We start from the raw sequence: 20,344 nt of genomic DNA, 5'->3' as shown, positions 1-20,344 counted from the left end.
ATTCCGTCTGGCGGAAAATACAAAAGGGCGGGATGCCGCTCAGGTGAGATTCCCCGAAGCAACTGAACCATCGGACTCATTTACCAGCGCGTAGGTTTGTGTCGCGATCTCCATTTCCTCGTCGGTCGGCACCACGGCCACCGCCACTCGCGCGTCCGCGGGCGAGATCAGCCGCGCCTCGTCGCCGCGTACGGCGTTCAGCTCGCCGTCCACCGCCAGGCCGAGCCCCTCCAGGCCCGCCACCGCAGCCTCCCGCACCGGCGCCGCGTTCTCGCCGACCCCGGCCGTGAAGGCCACCGCGTCCACCCGTCCGAGAACGGCGTAATAGGCACCGATGTACTTCTTCAGCCGGTGAATGTAGATGTCGAACGCCAGCCGCGCCCGCTCGTCGCCCTCGTCCACCCGGCGGCGGATCTCCCGCATGTCGTTGTCACCGCACAGACCGAACAGACCGCTCCTCTTGTTGAGGAAAGTGTCGATCTCGTCCGTGGACATTCCGCCAACGCGCTCCAAATGGAAGATGACCGCCGGGTCCAGGTCTCCCGACCGCGTACCCATCACCAGGCCCTCCAAGGGCGTCAGTCCCATGGACGTGTCCACGCACCGGCCGCCCTGGACCGCCGAGGCCGAGGCGCCGTTGCCGAGGTGGAGCACGATGACGTTGGCCTCCGACGGGTCCTTGCCCAGCAGCCGCGCGGTCTCGCGGGAGACGTACGCGTGCGAGGTGCCGTGGAAGCCGTAGCGGCGGATGCGGTACCGGTCGGCGATCTTCGGGTCGATCGCGTAGCGCGCCGCGGACTCCGGCATCGTGGTGTGGAACGCGGTGTCGAAGACCGCCACCTGCGGCAGGTCGGGGCGGAGCGCCTGCGCGGTGCGGATGCCGGTGAGGTTGGCCGGGTTGTGCAGCGGCGCGACCGGGACCAGCCGCTCGATCTCCGTGAGCACGTTCTCGTCGATGAGCGTGGGCTCGGTGAAGAACATGCCGCCGTGCACCACCCGGTGCCCGATCGCGGCCAGTTCCGGGGAGTCCAGGCCCAGGCCGTCCCGGCCCAGTTCCGCGGCGACCGCCTTCAGGGCGGCCTCGTGGTCGGCGATCGGACCGTTCTGCTCCCGGGTGTCGCCGTCGGCCACACGGGTGTGCTTCAGCCGCGAGGTCTGCTCCCCGATGCGCTCGACCAGCCCGACCGCCAGGCGCTCACCGCCGCGCATGTCGATGAGCTGGTACTTCACCGACGAGGAGCCGGAGTTGAGGACGAGGACACGCGTGGAACTCACTGGGCGGAGACCTTCTCGCTCGGGGACTGCTGGGCCTGGATCGCCGTGATGGCGACGGTGTTGACGATGTCCTGGACGAGCGCGCCCCGGGACAGGTCGTTGACCGGCTTGCGCAGCCCCTGGAGGACCGGGCCGACGGCGATCGCGCCGGCCGAGCGCTGCACGGCCTTGTAGGTGTTGTTGCCGGTGTTCAGGTCGGGGAAGATCAGCACGCTGGCCTGCCCGGCGACCTCCGAGCCCGGCAGCTTGGTCGCGGCGACCGACGGCTCCACGGCCGCGTCGTACTGGATCGGCCCCTCGATGCGCAGGTCGGGCCGGCCGGCGCGGACCAGCCCGGTCGCCTCGCGCACCTTGTCGACGTCGGCGCCGGAGCCGGACGTGCCCGTCGAGTACGACAGCATCGCGATCCGCGGGTCCACCCCGAACCGCGCCGCCGTGGCCGCCGACTGCGTGGCGATGTCGGCGAGCTGCTCGGCGTCCGGGTCCGGGTTGACCGCGCAGTCGCCGTAGACCAGCACCTTGTCGGCCAGGCACATGAAGAAGACCGACGACACGATCGAGGCTTCCGGCTTGGTCTTGATGATCTCGAACGCCGGACGGATCGTCGCCGCCGTCGAGTGCACCGAGCCCGACACCATCCCGTCGGCGAATCCTTCCTGCACCATCAGCGTGCCGAAGTAGTTGACGTCGGAGACCACGTCGTACGCCAGCTCCACGGTCACGCCCTTGTGGGCGCGCAGGGCCGCGTACTTCTCGGCGAAGGAGTCCCGCAGCTCGGAGACGGCCGGGTCGATCAGCTCGGCGCCCTCCAGGTCGATGCCCAGGTCGGCGGCCTTCTTGCGGATCTGCTCGACGGGACCGAGCAGCGTCAGCTCGCACACGCCCCGGCGCAGCAGCACCTCCGCCGCGTGCAGCACCCGCTCCTCGGTGCCCTCGGGGAGGACGACCCGGCGCAGGTCGGAGCGGGCCTGTTGCAGCAGCTTGTGCTCGAACATCATCGGCGTGACGCGGTCGCTGCTCGGCGCGGAGACCCGGTCGCTGAGGTCGGCGGTGTCGACGTACCGCTCGAAGAGGCCGAGGGCGGTCTCCGCCTTGCGCGGGGTGGCCGCGTTGAGCTTGCCCTCCAGGGAGAAGAGCTGCTCGGCGGTGGGGAAGCTGTTGCCGGTCACCGAGAGCACCGGGGTGCCGGGGGCCAGGCGGGCGGCGAGGGTGAGGATGCCGTCGCCCGGCACCTCGTTCAGCGTGAGCAGCACCCCGGCTATCGGCGGGGTGCCGGCGCTGTGCGCGGCCAGGGTGCCGACCACCAGGTCGGCGCGGTCGCCGGGGGTGATCACCAGGCAGCCCGGGGTCAGGGCGGCGAGCAGGTTCGGCAGCATGGCGCCGCCGAAGACGAAGTCCAGCGCGTCCCGGGCGAGCCCCGAGTCGTCGCCCAGGACCACCTTGGCGCCGAGGGTGTGCGCGATCTGCGAGACGGTCGGCGCGGACAGCGCGGGTTCGTCCGGCACCACCCAGCACGGCACCGGCAGCCGGCCGCCGAGCAGCCCGGCGATCTCGTCCCGGTCCTCGCGGGCGACCCGGTTGGTCACCATGGCCAGCACGTCGCAGCCCAGCCCGTCGTAGGCGCGGAAGGCGTTGACGGTCTCGGCGAGCACCGACTCGGCGGCCTGCCCCCGTCCGCCCACGACCGGGAGGACCGAGGCGCCGAACTCGTTGGCGAGCCGCGCGTTCAGCGACAGCTCGTCCGGGAGCTGGGTGGCGGCGAAGTCGGTGCCGAGGACGAGGACGACGTCGTAGTCCCGGGCGACCAGGTGGAAGCGGTCGACCAGCGCGGAGACCAGCTCGTCCGTGCCCTGCTCGGCCTGGAGGGCGGACGCCTCCTGGTAGTCCATGCCGTACACGGACGCGGGGTCCTGCGAGAGCCGGTAGCGGGACCGCAGCAGCTCGAAGAGCCGGTCGGGTCCGTCGTGGACCAGGGGACGGAAGACGCCGACCCGGTCGACCTGCCGGGTCAGGAGCTCCATGACCCCCAGTTCGACGACCTGGCGGCCGTCGCCGCGGTCGATACCGGTCACGTACACGCTGCGCGTCACGCGTGCTCTCCGTTTCGTCTGGTGGCGGCTGTCCCGTGCACAAAAATCGCCCACCGGGGTGAGCGGAACCCTCTTGACAATACCTCCGGCGATGGATAAGGCGCCCGTCAGCAATCGTCAGTGCCCGCCCGTGCCCGGACCGTGAAACAATTGGATCGGCTCACCGGTGTCAACAGCGAGCAGGAGACACAGCACGATGCGTATCGGCGTACTCACCGCAGGCGGCGACTGCCCCGGCCTGAACGCAGTGATCCGGTCGGTCGTGCACCGAGCGGTCGACAACTACGGCGACGAGGTCATCGGCTTCGAGGACGGCTACGCGGGCCTGCTCGACGGCCGCTACCGCGCCCTCGACCTCAACGCGGTCAGCGGCATCCTGGCCCGCGGCGGCACCATCCTCGGCTCCTCCCGCCTGGAGCGCGACCGGCTCCGCGAGGCCTGCGAGAACGCCGGCGACATGATCCAGAGCTTCGGCATCGACGCGCTCATCCCGATCGGCGGCGAGGGCACCCTCACGGCCGCCCGGATGCTGTCCGACGCCGGTCTCCCGGTGGTCGGCGTGCCGAAGACCATCGACAACGACATCTCCTCCACCGACCGCACCTTCGGCTTCGACACGGCGGTCGGCGTCGCCACCGAGGCGATGGACCGCCTCAAGACCACCGCCGAGTCCCACCAGCGCGTGATGGTCGTCGAGGTCATGGGCCGCCACGCGGGCTGGATCGCCCTGGAGTCCGGCATGGCCGCCGGCGCCCACGGCATCTGCCTGCCCGAGCGCCCCTTCGACCCGGCCGACCTGGTCAAGATGGTCGAGGAGCGGTTCTCCCGCGGCAAGAAGTTCGCCGTGGTCTGCGTCGCCGAGGGAGCCCACCCCGTCGAGGGCTCCATGGACTACGGCAAGGGCGCCATCGACAAGTTCGGCCACGAGCGCTTCCAGGGCATCGGCACCGCGCTCGCCTACGAGCTGGAGCGCCGGCTCGGCAAGGAGGCCAAGCCGGTCATCCTCGGCCACGTCCAGCGCGGCGGTGTGCCCACCGCGTACGACCGGGTCCTCGCCACCCGCTTCGGCTGGCACGCGGTGGAGGCCGCGCACCAGGGCGAGTTCGGCCGCATGACCGCGCTGCGCGGCACGGACGTCGTCATGGTGCCGCTGGCGGAGGCGGTCACCGAGCTGAAGACGGTGCCGAAGGACCGGATGGACGAGGCCGAGTCGGTCTTCTAGACACTCCGGGCCGCGGGTCACGGGTGCTTCTCGACCGCCGCCCAGAAGTGCTCCACGATCCGGTCCAGGAAGTCCCGGCCCGCCGCGCTGGAGTCGGGACCGCCGCCGCCCCAGCTGAGGGTGGCGGTCATGTGCCCCTGGTAGTCCTGGTGCAGCACCTGGAGGACGTTCTCCAGGACCCGCCGGTCCAGCGGCGCGATCTTGCCGACCGGCCGCACGTACCCCTGCCAGCGGGTGGTGACGGCACTGCTCAGCAGCTCGGCGAGCTTCTCCTCGCGCCCCGTGACGGTCACGAAGTCGGGCAGCGCGAGGTCCAGCACGTGGGCGAGCGCGGCCGACTGGCGGTCGGTGCCGCGCCAGGCGTCCGTCTCCTCCATCCGCAGGTAGGCCGCGAGCGCGACCCCGGCGGCACGGGCCACGTCCTCCGGCGCCAGACCGCGCGCGACGCGGTGTTCGCGCAGCGTCTGCGGTCGGCCTATCAGGTCGCCGGGCGAGCACCACAGCACCCCGGCGAGCGCGGTGAGCTCGGAAGCCGCGGGGGAGGCGACTCCGCGCTCCCAGGCGATGACGTGGTCGGGGGTGACGTACGGCAGTCCGTACGACACCCGCATGCCGTGGGCGACGTGCTCGGGCCCCATGTTGAGGGCGGCACGCAGCCGGCGGGCGGCGAGGGCGTTGAAGGGGGGACCCGACTGGTTCGGGTGAGGTGAGGGTCGGCGCACGCGCCACACCGTAGGGGTCCCGGCGGACCTTGACTACGGGCTGTTCAGCCAGCGATACGGATTGTAGGAAGGTACGGGCGCACGCGGGGCCCCCGCGCCCTCACCCCTTGACCGCCCCGCCCAGTGCGAACCCCCCGCCCAGCCGCCGCGAGATCAGCACGTACAGCAGGATCACCGGCGTCGAGTACACGATCGAGAACGCCGCGAGCTGCCCGTACGCCACCATGCCCCGGTTGCCGAAGAAGTCGTTGATGCTCACCGAGGCCGGCATCTGGTCCGGGGTGAGCAGCAGCATGAACGGGACGAAGAAGTTCCCCCACATCATCACGAACGAGAAGACGGTCACCACCGCCACGCCCGGCCCCATCAGTGGCAGCACGATCCGCAGCAGCGACTGGAACGACGACGCCCCGTCGGTCCACGCCGCCTCCTCCAGTTCCTTGGGCACGCCGTCCATGAAGTTCTTCATCAGCCAGATGGCGAACGGGAGCTGGGAGGCGGCGAAGAAGAAGATCGTCCCCTGCATGGTGTCGATCAGGTTCACCCGCACGAACAGGGCGTAGACCGGCACCATGATCGCTGTGATCGGCAGGCTGGTCGCGAACAGGATCGTCAGCAGGAACGGCCGGTTCAGCCGGGACCGGAAACGGGAGAGCGGATACGCCGCCAGCGCCGCGCACGCCACCGTCAGCGCCGTCGCGCCGCCGCACAGGACCAGACTGTTCAGCAGCGGCGTGAAGGTGATCTCCGGGGTGAGGATCGCGTCGAAGTTGTCCAGCGTCACCCCGTCGGGGACCTTCACCCTGAGGCTCGCGTGCGGGTCCAGGGCGGACAGCACCACCCAGGCCAGCGGCAGCACGAAGGCGGCGGCGGCCGCCAGCAGACCGGCGTCGGCGGCCAGCCGGCGCCTGCCCCGCCGGGCGGCCGAAGCGGGAGTGCGGCGGGGCGCGACCGTGGACGCCATCTCAGACCTCCGTCCGCAGCAGGCGCAGGTACACGACCGAGAACAGCGAGCCGATCAGCAACAGCAGCAGCGCCACCGCCGTGCCGTACCCGATCAGACTGTTCTGGAAGGCCTGCTCGTACATGAACAGCGGCAGCGTCTGGCTCCTGCCGCTCGGGCCGCCGCGCGTCATCACCCAGATCAGCCCGAAGACCGACAGGGTCTGCAGCGTGTTCAGCATGAGGTTGGTGCCGATGGAACGCCGGATCATCGGCAGCGTGATGTGCCACATCCGGCGCCAGCCGCTCGCCCCGTCCACCTCGGCGGCCTCGGTGACCTCCTTGGGGATCTCGTTCAGGGCGGCCGAGTACACCAGCATGGAGAAGGCGGTGCCCCGCCACACGTTGGCGAAGGACACCGCCAGGATCGGCAGCGTGAACAGCCAGTTCTGGGACGGCAGATGCAGCCAGTCCAGGATGGCGTTGAGGGTGCCCTCGCGGCGGAAGAAGGCGTACAGCAGGAAGCCCGCCACCACCTCCGGCAGCACCCACGCCGTGACGACGATGCCGCCGGTGAGCGTACGGACCGGCTTGGAGGCCCGCTGCATCAGCGAGGCCAGTGCCAGGCCCAGGGTGTTCTGCCCGATCAGCGACGACAGCACCGTGAACACCAGGGTCAGCCACACGGCGTTGAGGAACGCCTCGTCCTGGAAGGCGCGGGTGAAGTTCTCGAAGCCGACGAAGGACGACTCGGCCTGCCCGGTGAGCTGGAGGTCGGTGAAGGCGATGACCACGCAGTAGCCGATGGGGCCGGCGAGGAAGAGCAGCAGCAGGACGACGGCGGGGGAGACGGGCAGGACCCGGAACAGGGACCGGCGCACGGTGCCGGTCCGCCCCCCGGAGGCGGCCGGGGACGCCGGTTCCTTCCGCACCCCCGGCCCCGCGTGCTGCGGCGCGGTCGCCGTCACTTGCTCACCACCTGGTTGTCGGTCGCCTCCCTGAGCGCCTCGTCGTATCCGCGCGCCGCCTCCTCGACCGACATGTCACCGGTCGTCACGCCCTCCATCGCCTCCTGGATGGCGACGGACACCTTCGGGTACGCCGGGTAGGCGGGCCGGTAGTGGGTGACCTCGACGAGGTCGGTGAAGAACTTGATGCCGGGCTGCGCCTCGACGTACGCGGGATCGTTCGCCACGTCCTCGCGGACCGCGATGCCGGAGTTGGCGACGTACCACTTCTGGGCGTTGGCCTTGGTCTGCATCGTCTTGATGAACTCGAAGGCCAGGTCCGGGTTGCTCGCCTTGGCCGGGATCGACCAGGCCCACCCGCCGGACATGCTCACCTTGCCCGGCGCCTGCCCGTGCTGCGTGGGCATGGCGGCGAGCCCCAGCTCCTTCGACCACTCGGGCCACTCGTGTCCGCTGCCCTCCAGCCAGTCCTGCGGCAGCCAGGAGCCGTCCAGCGCGATCCCGAGCTTGCCCTGCGGGAGCAGCTCACCGCGCACCCTGGTCCCGAAGTTGGGGTCGAGCGCGTCGGAGACCTCCGGGCCGAGCTTCTCCTTGTACACCGTCTCGACGAACGCGAGGGAGTCCTCGAACCCCTGCCCCGCCGTGATCCACTTCTTGCTGTCCTTGTCGTACAGCGGGTCCGTGGTTCCGTCGTTCGTGCCGTACAGCAGCATCTGGAAGCCCTGCATGGTGGCGGCCTCACCGGCGGGCTTGCCGGTGTAGACGTTGATCGGTGTGACGCCGGGGACCTTCTCCTTGATGGTGCGGGCGGCGTCGAGGACCTCGTCCCAGGTCTTCGGCTGCCAGTCGGCGGGCAGCCCGGCCTCGGCGAACACGTCCTTGCTGAACCACAGGCCCCGGGTGTCCGTCCCGTCCGGGACGCCGTACGTCTTGCCGTCCTCGCCCCTGGCCGCCGCCTTCGCGGTGTCGACGAACTGGTCCCAGTCCTTCCACTTCGCCAGGTAGTCGTCGAGGGGCTTCAGATACCCGCTGGTGATGTCGGAGTTGATGAGGAAGGTGTCCTCGTAGACCAGGTCCGGCGCGGTCTTGGGGGAGCGGAGCATCTGCTGGAGCTTGGTGTAGTACTCCGAGTCCGGCGCCTTGATGGGGACGAGGTCGACCTTCTTCCCCGGGTTGGCCTTCTCGAACTGCTCCTTGATGTCGGCGAGATAGGTGTCCATCACCTTGATGGAGTTGTCCGTCGACTGCTTGAAGGAGACCTTCACCGTGTCCGGGTCGTCGCCGGAGCCGCTGCCGCAGGCGGCGAGTGCGGTGGAGGCGAGCGCGGTGAGGGTGAACAGGGCGGTGAACCGGACGGACCGGACGGTAGGACGCACGGGCAAGACCTCCTACGGGCACGACGCTGTGGCCGGGACGGCTGCTCGGCGAACGTAAGAGGAGTGGTCTAGTCAGGTCAATGCGTGTGCGGTGGACAAGTCGTGTTCAACGGCCCCGTTCGCTCTCCCGCACCCACCGGTACACCAACTCCGGCCGCCCCACCTGCCCGTACTGCGGTGCCCGCCCCGCCCGTCCCGAGTCCACCAGGTGCTCCAGGTAGCGGCGGGCCGTGATCCGCGAGATGCCCACCGTCTCCGCGACCCCGGCCGCCGTGAGGCCCTCGTCCGAGCCGCGCAGTGCGCCCGTCACCCGTTCCAGCGTCGGTCCGCTCAGCCCCTTCGGCAGCGCGGCCGGGCCGGGAGCCCGCAGTCTGGCCAGCGCCCGGTCCACCTCGTCCTGGCCACTCGCCTCCCCGGCGGCACCCCGGAACTCCGCGTACCGCACCAGCCGGTCGCGCAGGGTGGCGAAGGTGAACGGCTTCAGCACGTACTGCACGACGCCCAGCGACACCCCTTCCCGTACGACCGTCAGGTCCCGCGCCGACGTCACCGCTATCACGTCGGTGTGGTGCCCGGCCGCCCGCAGCGAACGGGCCAGCTGCAGCCCGTGCACGTCCGGCAGGTGCAGGTCGAGCAGGAGTAGGTCCACCGGCGTGCGGTCCAGCATGCGCCGGGCCTCGGCCCCGGTGTGCGCCTTGCCGACGGCCGTGAACCCCGGCACCCGGCCCACGTACATCACGTGCGCGTCGGCGGCGACGGGGTCGTCCTCGACGACCAGGACCCGGATGGGCTGCTCGGCGGTACTGCTCATACGGCACCCCCGGGCTCGTGTCTGCCCGCCAGGGCGTCCGGCGCCGGCGCGCGGCCCCCGGGGTCGCCCAGCGGCAGCCGCGCCTCGAAACGGGCGCCGCCGCCGTCCGCCTCCGTCACCGTCAGGGTGCCGCCGTGCCGCTGCACCGCCTGACTGACCAGCGCCAGCCCGAGGCCCCGGCCGCCCTCACCGGCCGGCTTCGTCGAGAAACCCCGCTGGAAGACCAGGTCGGCATGGGCGGGATCGACCCCGGCGCCGGTGTCCGACACGCGCAACACCAGCTCGGAACCGCCGCCGCCCCCGGCCGCCTCCGTGTACGCCGCCACCGTCACCCGCGACGGAACCCGGCCCTGCGCCGCGTCCACCGCGTTGTCGACCAGGTTGCCCAGGATCGTCACCAGGTCCCGGGCGGGCAGGGACGGCGGCAGCAGTCCGTCGTCCAGTCGGCTGTCGTGCGACACCACCAGCTCCACTCCCCGCTCGTTGGCCTGCGCCGTCTTGCCCAGCAGCAGCGCGGCCAGCACCGGCTCGCTCACCGCCGCCACCACCTGGTCGGTCAGTGCCTGCGCCAGTTCCAGTTCGGCCGTCGCGAAGTCCACGGCCTCCTCCGCCCGCCCCAGCTCGATCAGCGAGACGACCGTGTGCAGCCGGTTCGCCGCTTCGTGCGCCTGCGAGCGCAGTGCCTGCGTGAAGCCGCGCTCCGAGTTCAGCTCGCCCATCAGCGACTGCAGCTCGGTCACGTCCCGCAGTGTCACCACCGTGCCCCGGTGCTCGCCACCGGAGACCGGGGAGGTGTTCACCACCAGCACCCGCCGGTCGGTCAGGTGCACCTCGTCCACCCGAGGCTCGGAGGCCAGCAGCGCCCCCGTCAGCTGCGCCGGCAGCCCCAGGTCCGCGACGGAGGCGCCCACCACGTCACCGGTCACGCCCAGCAGCTCCCGTCCGCCGTCGTTGATCAACGCGACACGGTACTGCCCGTCCAGCATCAGCAGACCCTCCCGCACCGCGTGCAGCGCCGCCTGATGGTAGTCGTGCATCCGGCTCAGCTCGTCCGCGTTCATCCCGTGCGTGTGCCGGCGCAGCCGCGCGTTGATCACGTACGTGCCGACCGCGCCGAGCAGCAGCGCGCCGGCCGCCACCCCGAGCAGCGCCGTGAGCTGCTCCTGTGCCCGCTTGCTGATCTCCTCGACCTTGATCCCGGCGCTGACCAGTCCGACCACCCGCCCGTCGTCGTCCAGCACCGGCGTCACCGCCCGCACCGACGGCCCGAGCGTGCCCGTATAGGTCTCGGTGAAGGTCTGGCCCCGCTGCGCGCGCTCGATGTGCCCGCGGAAGGGATGGCCGATTTGCTTCGGGTCCGGGTGGGTCCAGCGGATGCCCTCCGGGTTCATGATCGTCACGAAGTCCACGTCGGTGTCCCGCATGACCCGCACCGCGTACGGCTGGAGCCGCGCCGTCGGATCGGGGGAGCGGATGGCCTCCAGCACGGACGGCGAGTCGGCTATCGCCAGGGTCACCGCCCTGGCCTGCCGCCCGGCCGCGTCCTGCGCCTGCCCCCGGTCGCTGATGTAGGTGAACAGCGCGTACCCGGCCACGACGACCGCTATCAGCACGGCCTGCATGGCGAACAGCTGACCGGCCAGGCTACGGGGTCTCGGGACGCGGAGGTGCATGCCGCAAGTCTCCCTCCTGGCTGGATTGTGAACTAAATGAACGCAAGGGTGACCGCGCTCACAGCGCGGGAGATAGTCGCCGCATCCCCGAAACAACCGCCCGGACGTGAGCCGCACGCCGGTGATGCCGACGACGTCGTCAAGGAGGGCCGCCGTGACCAGCAACGCCGCTACGGCACCAGCCGCACCCAAAGCCAAGCGGGACCGCACCCACTACCTCTACATCGCGGTGATCATCGCGGTCGCCCTCGGTATCGCCGTCGGTCTGATCGCGCCCGACTTCGCGACGGAGCTGAAGCCGCTCGGCACCGGCTTCGTGAACCTGATCAAGATGATGATCTCGCCGATCATCTTCTGCACGATCGTGCTGGGCATCGGCTCCGTCCGCAAGGCCGCCAAGGTCGGCGCGGTCGGCGGTATCGCGCTGGGCTACTTCCTGGTGATGTCGCTGGTGGCGCTCGCCATCGGCCTGGTCGTCGGCAACATCCTCGACCCGGGCACCGGCCTCGCGGTGACCGACGCCGTCAAGGAGACCGGTCAGGCGCAGGTCGACGCGGAGGCCAAGGGCACCGTCGACTTCCTGATGGGCATCATCCCGACCACGATCGTGTCGGCGTTCACCTCGGGCGAAGTCCTGCAGACCCTGCTGATCGCCCTGCTGTGCGGCTTCGCCCTGCAGGCCATGGGCAACGCCGGGCAGCCGGTGCTGCGCGGCATCGAGCACATCCAGCGGCTGGTCTTCCGCGTCCTGGCGATGATCATGTGGGCCGCTCCGGTCGGCGCCTTCGGTGCCATCGCCGCCGTCACCGGCTCGGCCGGCGTCGACGCCCTCAAGAGCCTGGCCGTCCTGATGCTCGGCTTCTACGTGACCTGCGTCCTCTTCCTCTTCGTGGTGCTGGGCACGCTGCTGCGCGTCATCGCCGGCGTCAACGTCTTCTCGCTCTTCAAGTACCTGGGCCGCGAGTTCCTGCTGATCCTGTCCACCTCCTCATCGGAGTCGGCGCTGCCGCGCCTCATCGCGAAGATGGAGCACCTGGGCATCAGCAAGCCGGTGGTCGGCATCACCGTCCCGACCGGCTACTCCTTCAACCTCGACGGCACCATGATCTACATGACCATGGCCTCGCTGTTCATCGCCGACGCCATGGGCACGCCGATGTCGATCGGCGAGCAGATCCCGCTGCTGCTCTTCCTGCTGGTCGCCTCGAAGGGCGCGGCCGGTGTCTCCGGCGCCGGTCTGGCCACGCTGGCCGGTGGTCTGTCCTCGCACAAGCCCGCCCTGGTGGACGGCATCGGCCTGATCGTCGGCATCGACCGCTTCATGAGCGAGGCCCGCGCCCTGACCAACTTCGGCGGCAACGCCGTCGCCACCGTCCTGATCGGCACCTGGACCAAGGAGATCGACAAGGTCCGGGTGAACGAGGTGCTCGCCGGCCGGATTCCGTTCGACGAGAAGACCCTGCTGGACGACGACCACGGCGCCGACGACGACGCCGGTGACGCGCCCGACCTGCCCGAACAGGGCGGCGAGAAGGAGCTGGCGCGGGCCTGACCGCGCCGCACACCCCGGGCGGCTGAGGTGCTCCCCCCGTTGCTCAGCCGCCCGGTCCCCCGAAGAAGCCCCGCGCCCCCGGCGCGGGGCTTCTTGCCTTGACGCCCGCGTCAAGGCTTACGTTCGTCCGCATGCGAATCGGCGAGCTGGCCGCACGCGCCGGGACCACGACGCGGACGCTGCGGTACTACGAGTCGCGGGGCCTGCTGCCCGCGCGGCGGGGCGAGAACGGCTACCGGACCTACGACGAGGACGACCTGAAGCTGCTGCGGCAGATCAGGACGCTCCAGGACTTCGGGTTCGACCTGGAGGAGACCCGCCCGTTCGTGGAGTGCCTGCGCGCCGGGCACCCCGAGGGCGACTCCTGCCCGGCGTCCCTCGTGGTCTACCGGCGCAAGCTGGCTGAGCTGGACACGCTGATCGAGCAGCTGACGTCGGTGCGGGCGCAGGTGGGCGCGCAGCTCGCGCGGGCCGAGGCGGCGGTTCCGGGGGGTCCGGAGCCCAAGTGCGAACTGGGAGGACACGCATGACGACAGTCACCGGGGTGCCGGAGGTGACGGACGCGGAGTTCGGCGAGGAGGTGCTGGGAAGCGAGCTGCCGGTGCTGGTGGAGTTCACGGCGGACTGGTGCCCGCCGTGCCGGCAGATGGCCCCGGTGCTCGCCGCCGTGGCCGCCGAGCAGGCCGGCCGGCTGAAAGTGGTGCAGCTGAACGTCGACCGGAACCCGGCGACCACCAACGCCTACAAGGTGCTGTCGATGCCGACGTTCATGGTCTTCCGCGGGGCTGAGCCGGTGAAGTCGATGGTGGGCGCGCGCCCCAAGCGGCGGCTGCTGGAGGAGCTGGCCGACGTGATCTGATCTGACTGACCGGATCACCACACAAGAAATCCCCCGGGCAATTGCGCTCGGGGGATTTCTCTGCGTATATTCGATGATTCGTGACTTCAAGAGAAAGAGGTCACGAAGAAGTTCAGTAGGCACAGTATATGCGGCCGGGAGTGGAATTGTCAAACACCGAATTTCCGGACGATGAATTGCGGCACGAGCAGGAATTCATCGACGGGCTGTACGCGCGTGTGGACGCGCTGCGCGGCGACGCCGAGGTATCGGTCACCGAGGCGCTCGCGCAGGGCAACACCCCCCAGCAGGCCAGGCTGGAGCGGGACATCCTGGTCGCCGAGCGCTCCGGGCTGCTCGCCGCGCTCAACGCGGTGGACGGCTCCCTCTGCTTCGGCCGGATCGACCTCACCTCCGGCACCGGCCACCACATCGGCCGCATCGGCCTGCGCGCCGACGACGCCGAACGCACCCCGGTCCTCATCGACTGGCGGGCCGACGTCGCCCGCCCCTTCTACCTGGCCACCGGCCACACCCCGATGGGTCTGCGCCGCCGCCGGCACATCGCGAGCGAGGGCCGCCGGGTCACCGCCCTGCACGACGAGTTCCTCGACGTCGGCGACGAGACCCGCACCGGCCACGAGGACCCGTCGGGCGACGCCGTGCTGCTGGCCGCGCTGAACTCGGCGCGCACCGGCCGCATGGGCGACATCGTGCAGACCATCCAGGCCGACCAGGACCGCATCATCCGCGCCCCGCACCGCGGCGTCCTGGTCGCCGAGGGCGGCCCCGGCACCGGCAAGACCGCCGTCGCCCTGCACCGCGCCGCCTACCTCCTCTACGAACACCGCGAACTGCTCGCCAAGCGCGCCGTCCTCATCGTCGGCCCCAACCCGGCCTTCCTCGGCTACATCGGCGAGGTGCTGCCCTCCCTGGGCGAGACCGGCGTGCTCCTCGCCACCGTCGGCGAACTGTTCCCCGGCGTGAAGGCCACCGCGACGGACACCCCCGAGGCGGCGGCGGTGAAGGGCCGCGCCGGCATGGCCGACGTACTCGCCGAGGTGGTCCGCGACCGGCAGGCGCTGCCCGACCCGGTGATCACGATCGAGCACGACCGCGAGGTCCTGATGCTGGACGACGGCCTCGTCGGCGTTGCCCGCGAACGCACCCGCGCCGCGAAGCTGCCGCACAACGCCGCCCGCGAGCACTTCGAGGGGCACATCCTCAACACGCTGACCGAGCTGTACGCCGAGCGCATCGGCACCGACCCCTTCGACGGCTCCAGCCTCCTCGACGCGAGCGACATCACCCAGATCCGCGACGAACTCGCCGAGAACCCCGAGGTCTGGTCCGCCGTCGACCAGCTCTGGCCCCGCCTCACCCCCCAGCGCCTGGTCGCCGACTTCCTCGCCGCCCCCGAGCCCTTCCTCCCCGCCGAGGACGCCGCCGCCGTCCGCCGTCCGGTCACCCGGCACTGGACCGTCGCCGACGTGCCCCTGCTGGACGAGGCCGCCGAACTCCTCGGCGTGGACGACCGGGTCGCCCGCACCCGCGCCGAACGCGAGCGGGAGGCGCAGATCGCCTACGCGCAGGGCGTGCTGGACGTGTCGTACGCCTCCCGGACCTACGAGTTCGAGGACAAGGACGAGGAGGACGCCGAGGTCCTGCTCGCCCACGACATCATCGACGCCGAGCGGTTCGCCGAACGCCAGGAGGCGGAGGACCACCGCAGCGCCGCCGAACGCGCCGCGGCCGACCGCACCTGGGCCTTCGGGCACATCATCGTGGACGAGGCGCAGGAGCTGTCCCCGATGGCCTGGCGGCTGCTGATGCGCCGCTGCCCCACCCGCTCGATGACCCTGGTCGGCGACCCGGCGCAGACCGCCGAGGCGGCCGGCGTCGGCTCCTGGTCGAAGATCCTCGCCCCCTACGTCGAGGACCGCTGGGAACACACCCGCCTGGGCGTCAACTACCGCACCCCGGCCGAGATCATGGACGTGGCGGCGGCGGTCGTCCGGGCCGAGGACCCGGCCTTCGCACCGCCGAGTTCGGTCCGGTCCACGGGCGTACGCCCCTGGATCCGCGCCACCGACGACCTGCCGGCCGCCGTCGCCGACGCCGCCCGCGAACTGACCCCCGAGGAGGGCCGCCTCGCCGTCATCGCCCCGCGCGACCTGCACCGGGCCCTCGCCGCCCGGCTGGACGGCGTCACGGCGGGCGCCGAGCCCGACCTGACCCACACGGTCGTCCTGCTCGACCCGCGCCAGGCCAAGGGCCTGGAGTTCGACTCCGTCCTGGTCGTCGAGCCCGGCCGCTACGGCACCAGCGACCTGTACGTGGCCCTCACCCGGGCCACCCAGCGACTCGGCGTCCTGCACACCGAGCCGCTGCCGAAGGGGCTGGTGGACGCTTAGGCCCGAGGACCCTCAGGCCGGACGCAGCCACACCGTCGCGAGGGGCGGCAGGGTCAGGCGGACGCTCGCCGCCCGGCCGTGCCACCCCCGCGCCTCCGGCTTGACCGGATCGGGACTGCCCACGCCACCGCCGCCGTACCGCACGGCGTCCGTGTTGAGCACCTCGTGCCAGGCGGGCACGTCGTCCGGGACGCCGAGGCGGTAGTCGTGCCGCACGACCGGGGCGAGGTTCGACACCGCGAGCAGCGGGGTGCCGTCGGCGTCCAGGCGCAGGAACGCGAGGACGTTGTCCTCGGCGGCGTCCCCGACCACCCACGCGAACCCGTCGGGGCGGGTGTCGAGCCGCCACAGGGCGGGCGTGGCCCGGTAGGCGGCGTTCAGGTCGCGGACCAGGTCCCGTACGCCCCGGTGGTCCGCCGCCGCCCCGTACTCCGGGTCGAGCAGCCACCAGTCGGGCCCGCGCGCCTCGGACCACTCCGCGCCCTGCGCGAACTCCTGCCCCATGAAGAGCAACTGCTTGCCGGGGTGGGCCCACATGAAGCCCAGGTACGCCCGCACATCGGCCCGCTGCTGCCACCAGTCGCCCGGCATCTTCGACACCAGCGACCTCTTCCCGTGCACCACCTCGTCGTGCGATATCGGCAGCACGTAGTTCTCGCTGTACGCGTACACCATGGAGAAGGTCATCTCCCCGTGGTGGTACTTGCGGTGCACCGGCTCGTGGCTCAGGTACTGGAGCGAGTCGTGCATCCAGCCCATGTTCCACTTCAGCCCGAACCCGAGCCCGCCGAACCCGCTCGGCCCCTTGTGGTGGGTGGCCCGCGTGACCCCGTCCCAGGCCGTCGACTCCTCCGCGACCGTCACCACGCCCGGCACCCGCCGGTACACCGTCGCGTTCATCTCCTGGAGGAACGCCACCGCGTCCAGGTTCTCCCGGCCGCCGTGCTCGTTCGGCGTCCACCGGCCCGGCTCGCGCGAGTAGTCCAGGTAGAGCATCGAGGCGACCGCGTCGACCCGCAGCCCGTCGAGGTGGAACTCCTCGCACCAGTACACGGCGTTGGCGACCAGGAAGTTGCGCACCTCCCGGCGCCCGAAGTCGAACTCCAGCGTCCCCCAGTCCGGGTGCGCCGCCCGCAGCGGATCGGCGTGCTCGTACAGCGGCCGCCCGTCGAACTCGGCCAGCGCCCAGTCGTCGCGCGGGAAGTGCGCCGGCACCCAGTCCATCAGGACGCCGATGCCGGCCTGGTGGAGCCGGTCGACCAGGTACTTGAAGTCGTCCGGGTCGCCTAGCCGGGCCGTCGGCGCATAGAAGCCGGTGACCTGGTAGCCCCAGGAGCCGCCGAAGGGGTGCTCGGCGACGGGCATCAGCTCGACGTGCGTGAAGCCCAGGTCGCCGACGTACGCGGGGAGTTGTTCGGCCAGCTCCCGGTACGTCAGTCCGGGCCGCCAGGACGGCAGGTGGACCTCGTACACCGACATCGGCGCCTCGTGCGCGGGCGCCTCCGCCCGCCGGGCCAGCCACTCCTCGTCGCCCCAGGTGTAGTCCGAGGCGTGCACGACCGAGGAGGTGGCCGGCGGCACCTCGGTACGGCGGGCCAGCGGGTCGGCGCGGAAGGTGCGCGAGCCGTCCGGCCGGGTGATCTCGAACTTGTACAGCTCGCCCGCGCCGATGCCGGGCAGGAACAGCTCCCACACCCCGGTGCCGCCCAGTGAGCGCATCGGGTGACCGGTGCCGTCCCAGAAGTTGAAGCCGCCGGCCACCCGCACCCCGCGCGCGTTCGGCGCCCACACCGTGAAGCGGGTGCCCGCCACGCCCTCGTGGACCGCCGGGTGCGCGCCGAGCGCCTGCCACAGCTGCTCGTGCCGGCCCTCGCCGATCAGATGCAGGTCCAGGTCGCCCAGCGTGGGCAGGAAGCGGTACGGGTCCTCCGCCTCCTGGGCCGTGTCCTCGTACGTCACCAGCAGCCGGTGGGCCGAGACCTCGCCCAGCGGCAGCAGGCCCGAGAAGAACCCGTCCCCGTCGTCGTGCAGTTCGGCCCGCAGCTCCCCGCAGAGGACGCTCACCGCGAGGGCGTACGGCCGGAAGGCCCGCAGGGCGATCCCGCCGGGCACCGGGTGGGCGCCCAGCACGGAGTGCGGGTCGTGGTGCGTGCCGGCGAGCAGCCGCTCCCGGTCGGCGGCGTCCAGGGCGGGGGAGACGGGGGCCTCGGAGGGACGGACGGCGGCGGGTACGGCCTTCTTGCTGGATGCCTTCTTGGCGACGGCCTTCTTCGCCGCGGTCTTCTTGGCTGCCGTCTTCTTGGCTGCGGTCTTCTTGGCCGCGGCCTTCTTCGTCGTCGCCTTCTTGCCGGTCGTCTCCTTCGCGGTCGCCTTCTTGGCGGCCGTCTTCTCCGGGTCGGGACCGCTGGACGCGGGGCGGGGGGTCACGGGCGGGGCCTCCTGGGCGCAGTGGGATCAAGAGGGGGGATCAAGAGGGGGATCAAGGGGTGGCCGTCATGCCGGTTCGGGCGTGGACAGGCGGCGCACCGCGGACAGGGGCACCGTCAGCCAGTCGGGACGGTGCCGCGCCTCGTACAGGACCTCGTAGACCGCCTTGTCCGTCTCGCAGGCGCGCAGCATCACCGGGTCGGTGCGCGGATCGTGTCCGCCGGCCTCCGCGTACCCGGTGCAGTACGCGGCCCGGCAGGACTCGGCCCAGCCGGGCGCCGGGGCGCCGGCCGAGTGCGCGGCGTAGTCGAAGGAGCGCAGCATCCCGGCGACGTCCCGCACCGGCGGCTGCGGCATCCGGCGCTCGGCCAGGGGCTTCGCCGGCTCCCCCTCGAAGTCGATCAGCGACCACTGCCCGGACGGCGAGCGCAGGCACTGGCCGAGGTGCAGGTCGCCGTGGACGCGCTGGGCGGTCCAGGTGCGGCCGTCGGCGGCCAGGTCGCCCAGCGCGGTGAACGCCGTACGCAGGGCGGGCGCGTACGGCCGCAGCAGCGGCACCGCCCGCGCCGCCTCCTCAAGCCGGCCGATCATGCCGTCGGCGAGCTGCCGGATCTGACCGAGGCCGAGGGTGACGGTCGGCAGCGCGCGGGCCAGCGCGGTGTGCACCTCGGCGGTGGCCCGCCCCAGCGCCCGCGCCTCGGCCACGAAGTCCTCGCCCTTCGCCAGTTCCCGCAGTGCCAGCTCCCAGCCGTCCGTCGCGCCCTGCACGTACGGCTGGAGCACACCCAGCACCCAGGTCCGGCCGGCCAGGTCGGCGACCATCCACCCGGCCGGCGCGGGCACCCGGGGGCAGTCCTCGCGGGCCAGCGCCAGGGGCAGCTCCAGATCGGGGTTGACGCCCGGCACGATCCGGCGCAGCAGCTTCAGAATGAACGTATCTCCATACACCACCGACGAGTTCGACTGCTCGGCGGTCATCAGCCGGGGCACCAGCCCCGTGCGTATCTCCGCCTCCCCCTCCCGCTCGAAGCGGAGCCCGCCGATGCGGGCCCTGGTGCGCAGCGCCTCCAGGAGCACCTCGGCGGGCCGGGTGTCGTACAGGGCGTCGTAGGCGGTGCGGCCGGCCAGCGGTCCCTCCGTCACGTGCCCGATCAGCGCGGGCGCCAGCCGGGGCGGCAGCGCCTCGCGCGTGCCTATGAGGAGCTGGTAGCAGTCGCCGGGCTCCTCGGGCCCGCCCGGGTCCGCGACGGGCTGCTGGTGGGCGCGGACCAGCACGTGGTGGAGGCCGAGGCGGGCCTCGGACGGGAGCAGGTCGGTGGCGGCGACCAGTGAGAACCCGGTGACCGGACGCCCCTTGCCCGCGAACCAGCGCCGGCGTGGCAGCCAGTCCCGCAGGAGTGGATCGAGTGACGCAAGGAGGCCCGGTGGGCTCGTGCTCGTGACGGTGCTCGTGACGGCTTCCGACATGGCGTCGCGTCCCTTCCCCGGGTCGTCGGGGTGTTACTGATGCGTGCCCCGGGCGGGGCGGCGGAAACCGCCCCGCGCCGGGGATCGGGCCCTGTGGCCTAGACGGCGTCCTTGCGGAGCCGGAACCAGTAGAAGCCGTGCCCGCCGAGGGTCAGCAGGTACGGCAGCTCGCCGACGGCCGGGAAGCGGACCCCGCCGGACAGCTCGACCGGATGGCGCCCCTCGAAGGCGCTCAGGTCCAGCTCGGTGGGCTGCGCGAACCGGGAGAAGTTGTGCACGCACAGCACCAGGTCGTCCTCGTACTCCCGCAGGAACGCGAGGACCGCCGGGTTGGAGGAGGGCAGTTCGGTGTAGGTGCCGAGGCCGAAGGCGGGGTTCTGCTTGCGGATCTCGATCACGCGGCGGGTCCAGTGCAGCAGGGAGGACGGCGAGGCCATGGACGCCTCGACGTTCGTCACCTGGTAGCCGTGGACCGGGTCCATGATCGTCGGCAGGAACAGGCGGCCGGGGTCGCACGACGAGAAGCCGGCGTTGCGGTCGGGCGTCCACTGCATCGGGGTCCGCACC

At 71.5% G+C, this 20,344-nt stretch carries 16 protein-coding genes; 5 read left to right on the top strand and 11 right to left on the bottom strand.

Features of this window, described 5'->3' with window-relative positions; genetic code table 11:
* Positions 1-39: 39 nt before the first annotated feature.
* Positions 40-1,275 carry an acetate kinase gene (locus KUM03_RS34400; protein WP_217254498.1) on the bottom strand — a complete coding sequence of 412 codons (1,236 nt, stop codon included), beginning with the start codon at positions 1,273-1,275 and terminating at the stop codon, positions 40-42.
* Complete coding sequence (pta, locus tag KUM03_RS34395; RefSeq protein WP_217254497.1) at positions 1,272-3,365, bottom strand: phosphate acetyltransferase; 2,094 nt, start codon at positions 3,363-3,365, stop codon at positions 1,272-1,274. Before pta ends, KUM03_RS34400 begins: the two co-directional genes overlap by 4 nt.
* 196 nt (positions 3,366-3,561) lie before the next feature.
* Between pta and KUM03_RS34390 the strand changes: the two genes are divergently transcribed.
* Positions 3,562-4,587: an ATP-dependent 6-phosphofructokinase gene (locus tag KUM03_RS34390; protein WP_073724068.1), complete on the top strand. Its 1,026-nt coding sequence runs from the start codon at positions 3,562-3,564 to the stop codon at positions 4,585-4,587.
* Between the two features lie 17 nt (positions 4,588-4,604).
* Here the strand turns inward: KUM03_RS34390 and KUM03_RS34385 are convergent, their stop codons facing one another.
* From KUM03_RS34385 to KUM03_RS34360, 6 genes are all read right to left on the bottom strand, one after another.
* Positions 4,605-5,318, bottom strand: coding sequence for a helix-turn-helix transcriptional regulator (locus tag KUM03_RS34385; RefSeq protein WP_217254496.1), 714 nt, complete (start codon positions 5,316-5,318; stop codon positions 4,605-4,607).
* 91 nt (positions 5,319-5,409) lie between these two features.
* Positions 5,410-6,273 carry a carbohydrate ABC transporter permease gene (locus KUM03_RS34380; RefSeq protein ID WP_217254495.1) on the bottom strand — a complete coding sequence of 288 codons (864 nt, stop codon included), beginning with the start codon at positions 6,271-6,273 and terminating at the stop codon, positions 5,410-5,412.
* Position 6,274: 1 nt separating this feature from the next.
* Positions 6,275-7,219 (bottom strand): carbohydrate ABC transporter permease, encoded by a 945-nt coding sequence (locus tag KUM03_RS34375; protein WP_217254494.1) that lies wholly within the window; start codon positions 7,217-7,219, stop codon positions 6,275-6,277.
* Positions 7,216-8,595: an extracellular solute-binding protein gene (locus KUM03_RS34370; RefSeq protein WP_217254493.1), complete on the bottom strand. Its 1,380-nt coding sequence runs from the start codon at positions 8,593-8,595 to the stop codon at positions 7,216-7,218. The genes KUM03_RS34375 and KUM03_RS34370 overlap by 4 nt, the downstream gene beginning before the upstream one ends.
* Before the next feature lie 106 nt (positions 8,596-8,701).
* Positions 8,702-9,406, bottom strand: coding sequence for a response regulator (locus tag KUM03_RS34365; RefSeq protein WP_217254492.1), 705 nt, complete (start codon positions 9,404-9,406; stop codon positions 8,702-8,704).
* Positions 9,403-11,079, bottom strand: a complete 1,677-nt coding sequence (locus KUM03_RS34360) for a sensor histidine kinase (RefSeq protein WP_217254491.1) — start codon at positions 11,077-11,079, stop codon at positions 9,403-9,405. The genes KUM03_RS34365 and KUM03_RS34360 overlap by 4 nt, the downstream gene beginning before the upstream one ends.
* Before the next feature lie 154 nt (positions 11,080-11,233).
* Here KUM03_RS34360 and KUM03_RS34355 point away from each other — a divergent pair, with 154 nt between their 5' ends.
* The 4 genes from KUM03_RS34355 (at position 11,234) to KUM03_RS34340 (ending at position 15,883) form a co-directional block, all read left to right on the top strand.
* Positions 11,234-12,631 (top strand): cation:dicarboxylate symporter family transporter, encoded by a 1,398-nt coding sequence (locus tag KUM03_RS34355; RefSeq protein ID WP_217254490.1) that lies wholly within the window; start codon positions 11,234-11,236, stop codon positions 12,629-12,631.
* Positions 12,632-12,762: 131 nt separating this feature from the next.
* Positions 12,763-13,161 carry a MerR family transcriptional regulator gene (locus tag KUM03_RS34350; RefSeq protein ID WP_073724024.1) on the top strand — a complete coding sequence of 133 codons (399 nt, stop codon included), beginning with the start codon at positions 12,763-12,765 and terminating at the stop codon, positions 13,159-13,161.
* A gap of 14 nt (positions 13,162-13,175) precedes the next feature.
* Entirely contained in the window at positions 13,176-13,490 is a 315-nt protein-coding gene (locus KUM03_RS34345) for a co-chaperone YbbN (protein WP_217254562.1), read from the top strand.
* 128 nt (positions 13,491-13,618) lie between these two features.
* Positions 13,619-15,883, top strand: coding sequence for an AAA family ATPase (locus KUM03_RS34340; protein WP_217254489.1), 2,265 nt, complete (start codon positions 13,619-13,621; stop codon positions 15,881-15,883).
* Between the two features lie 12 nt (positions 15,884-15,895).
* Here KUM03_RS34340 and glgB read toward each other — a convergent pair whose 3' ends face one another.
* The 3 genes from glgB to KUM03_RS38755 form a co-directional block, all read right to left on the bottom strand.
* The gene (glgB, locus tag KUM03_RS34335; protein WP_217254488.1) at positions 15,896-18,310 is read right to left on the bottom strand and encodes a 1,4-alpha-glucan branching enzyme; all 2,415 of its coding nucleotides are present in this window, start codon (positions 18,308-18,310) and stop codon (positions 15,896-15,898) included.
* A gap of 66 nt (positions 18,311-18,376) precedes the next feature.
* Positions 18,377-19,777, bottom strand: a complete 1,401-nt coding sequence (locus KUM03_RS34330; protein WP_217254487.1) for a phosphotransferase — start codon at positions 19,775-19,777, stop codon at positions 18,377-18,379.
* 98 nt (positions 19,778-19,875) lie between these two features.
* A partial coding sequence (locus KUM03_RS38755; protein WP_254400320.1) for an alpha-glucosidase C-terminal domain-containing protein occupies positions 19,876-20,344 on the bottom strand: 469 nt, incomplete at its 5' end.

It is taken from the genome of Streptomyces sp. AC602_WCS936 (genome assembly GCF_019049125.1).
Lineage (GTDB): Bacteria > Actinomycetota > Actinomycetes > Streptomycetales > Streptomycetaceae > Streptomyces.
Note: the sequence above shows the minus strand (reverse complement) of the source record. Positions and strands in the feature narration are given on the sequence as shown.

Bases quoted from the DNA above. Each gene is read 5' to 3' on its own strand.
- KUM03_RS34390 (WP_073724068.1), top strand. From the start codon at position 3,562: ATGCGTATCGGCGTACTCACCGCAGGCGGCGACTGCCCCGGCCTGAAC.
- KUM03_RS34380 (WP_217254495.1), bottom strand. From the start codon at position 6,273: ATGGCGTCCACGGTCGCGCCCCGCCGCACTCCCGCTTCGGCCGCCCGG.
- KUM03_RS34365 (WP_217254492.1), bottom strand. From the start codon at position 9,406: ATGAGCAGTACCGCCGAGCAGCCCATCCGGGTCCTGGTCGTCGAGGAC.
- KUM03_RS34360 (WP_217254491.1), bottom strand. From the start codon at position 11,079: ATGCACCTCCGCGTCCCGAGACCCCGTAGCCTGGCCGGTCAGCTGTTC.
- KUM03_RS34350 (WP_073724024.1), top strand. From the start codon at position 12,763: ATGCGAATCGGCGAGCTGGCCGCACGCGCCGGGACCACGACGCGGACG.
- KUM03_RS34340 (WP_217254489.1), top strand. From the start codon at position 13,619: ATGCGGCCGGGAGTGGAATTGTCAAACACCGAATTTCCGGACGATGAA.
- KUM03_RS34330 (WP_217254487.1), bottom strand. From the start codon at position 19,777: ATGTCGGAAGCCGTCACGAGCACCGTCACGAGCACGAGCCCACCGGGC.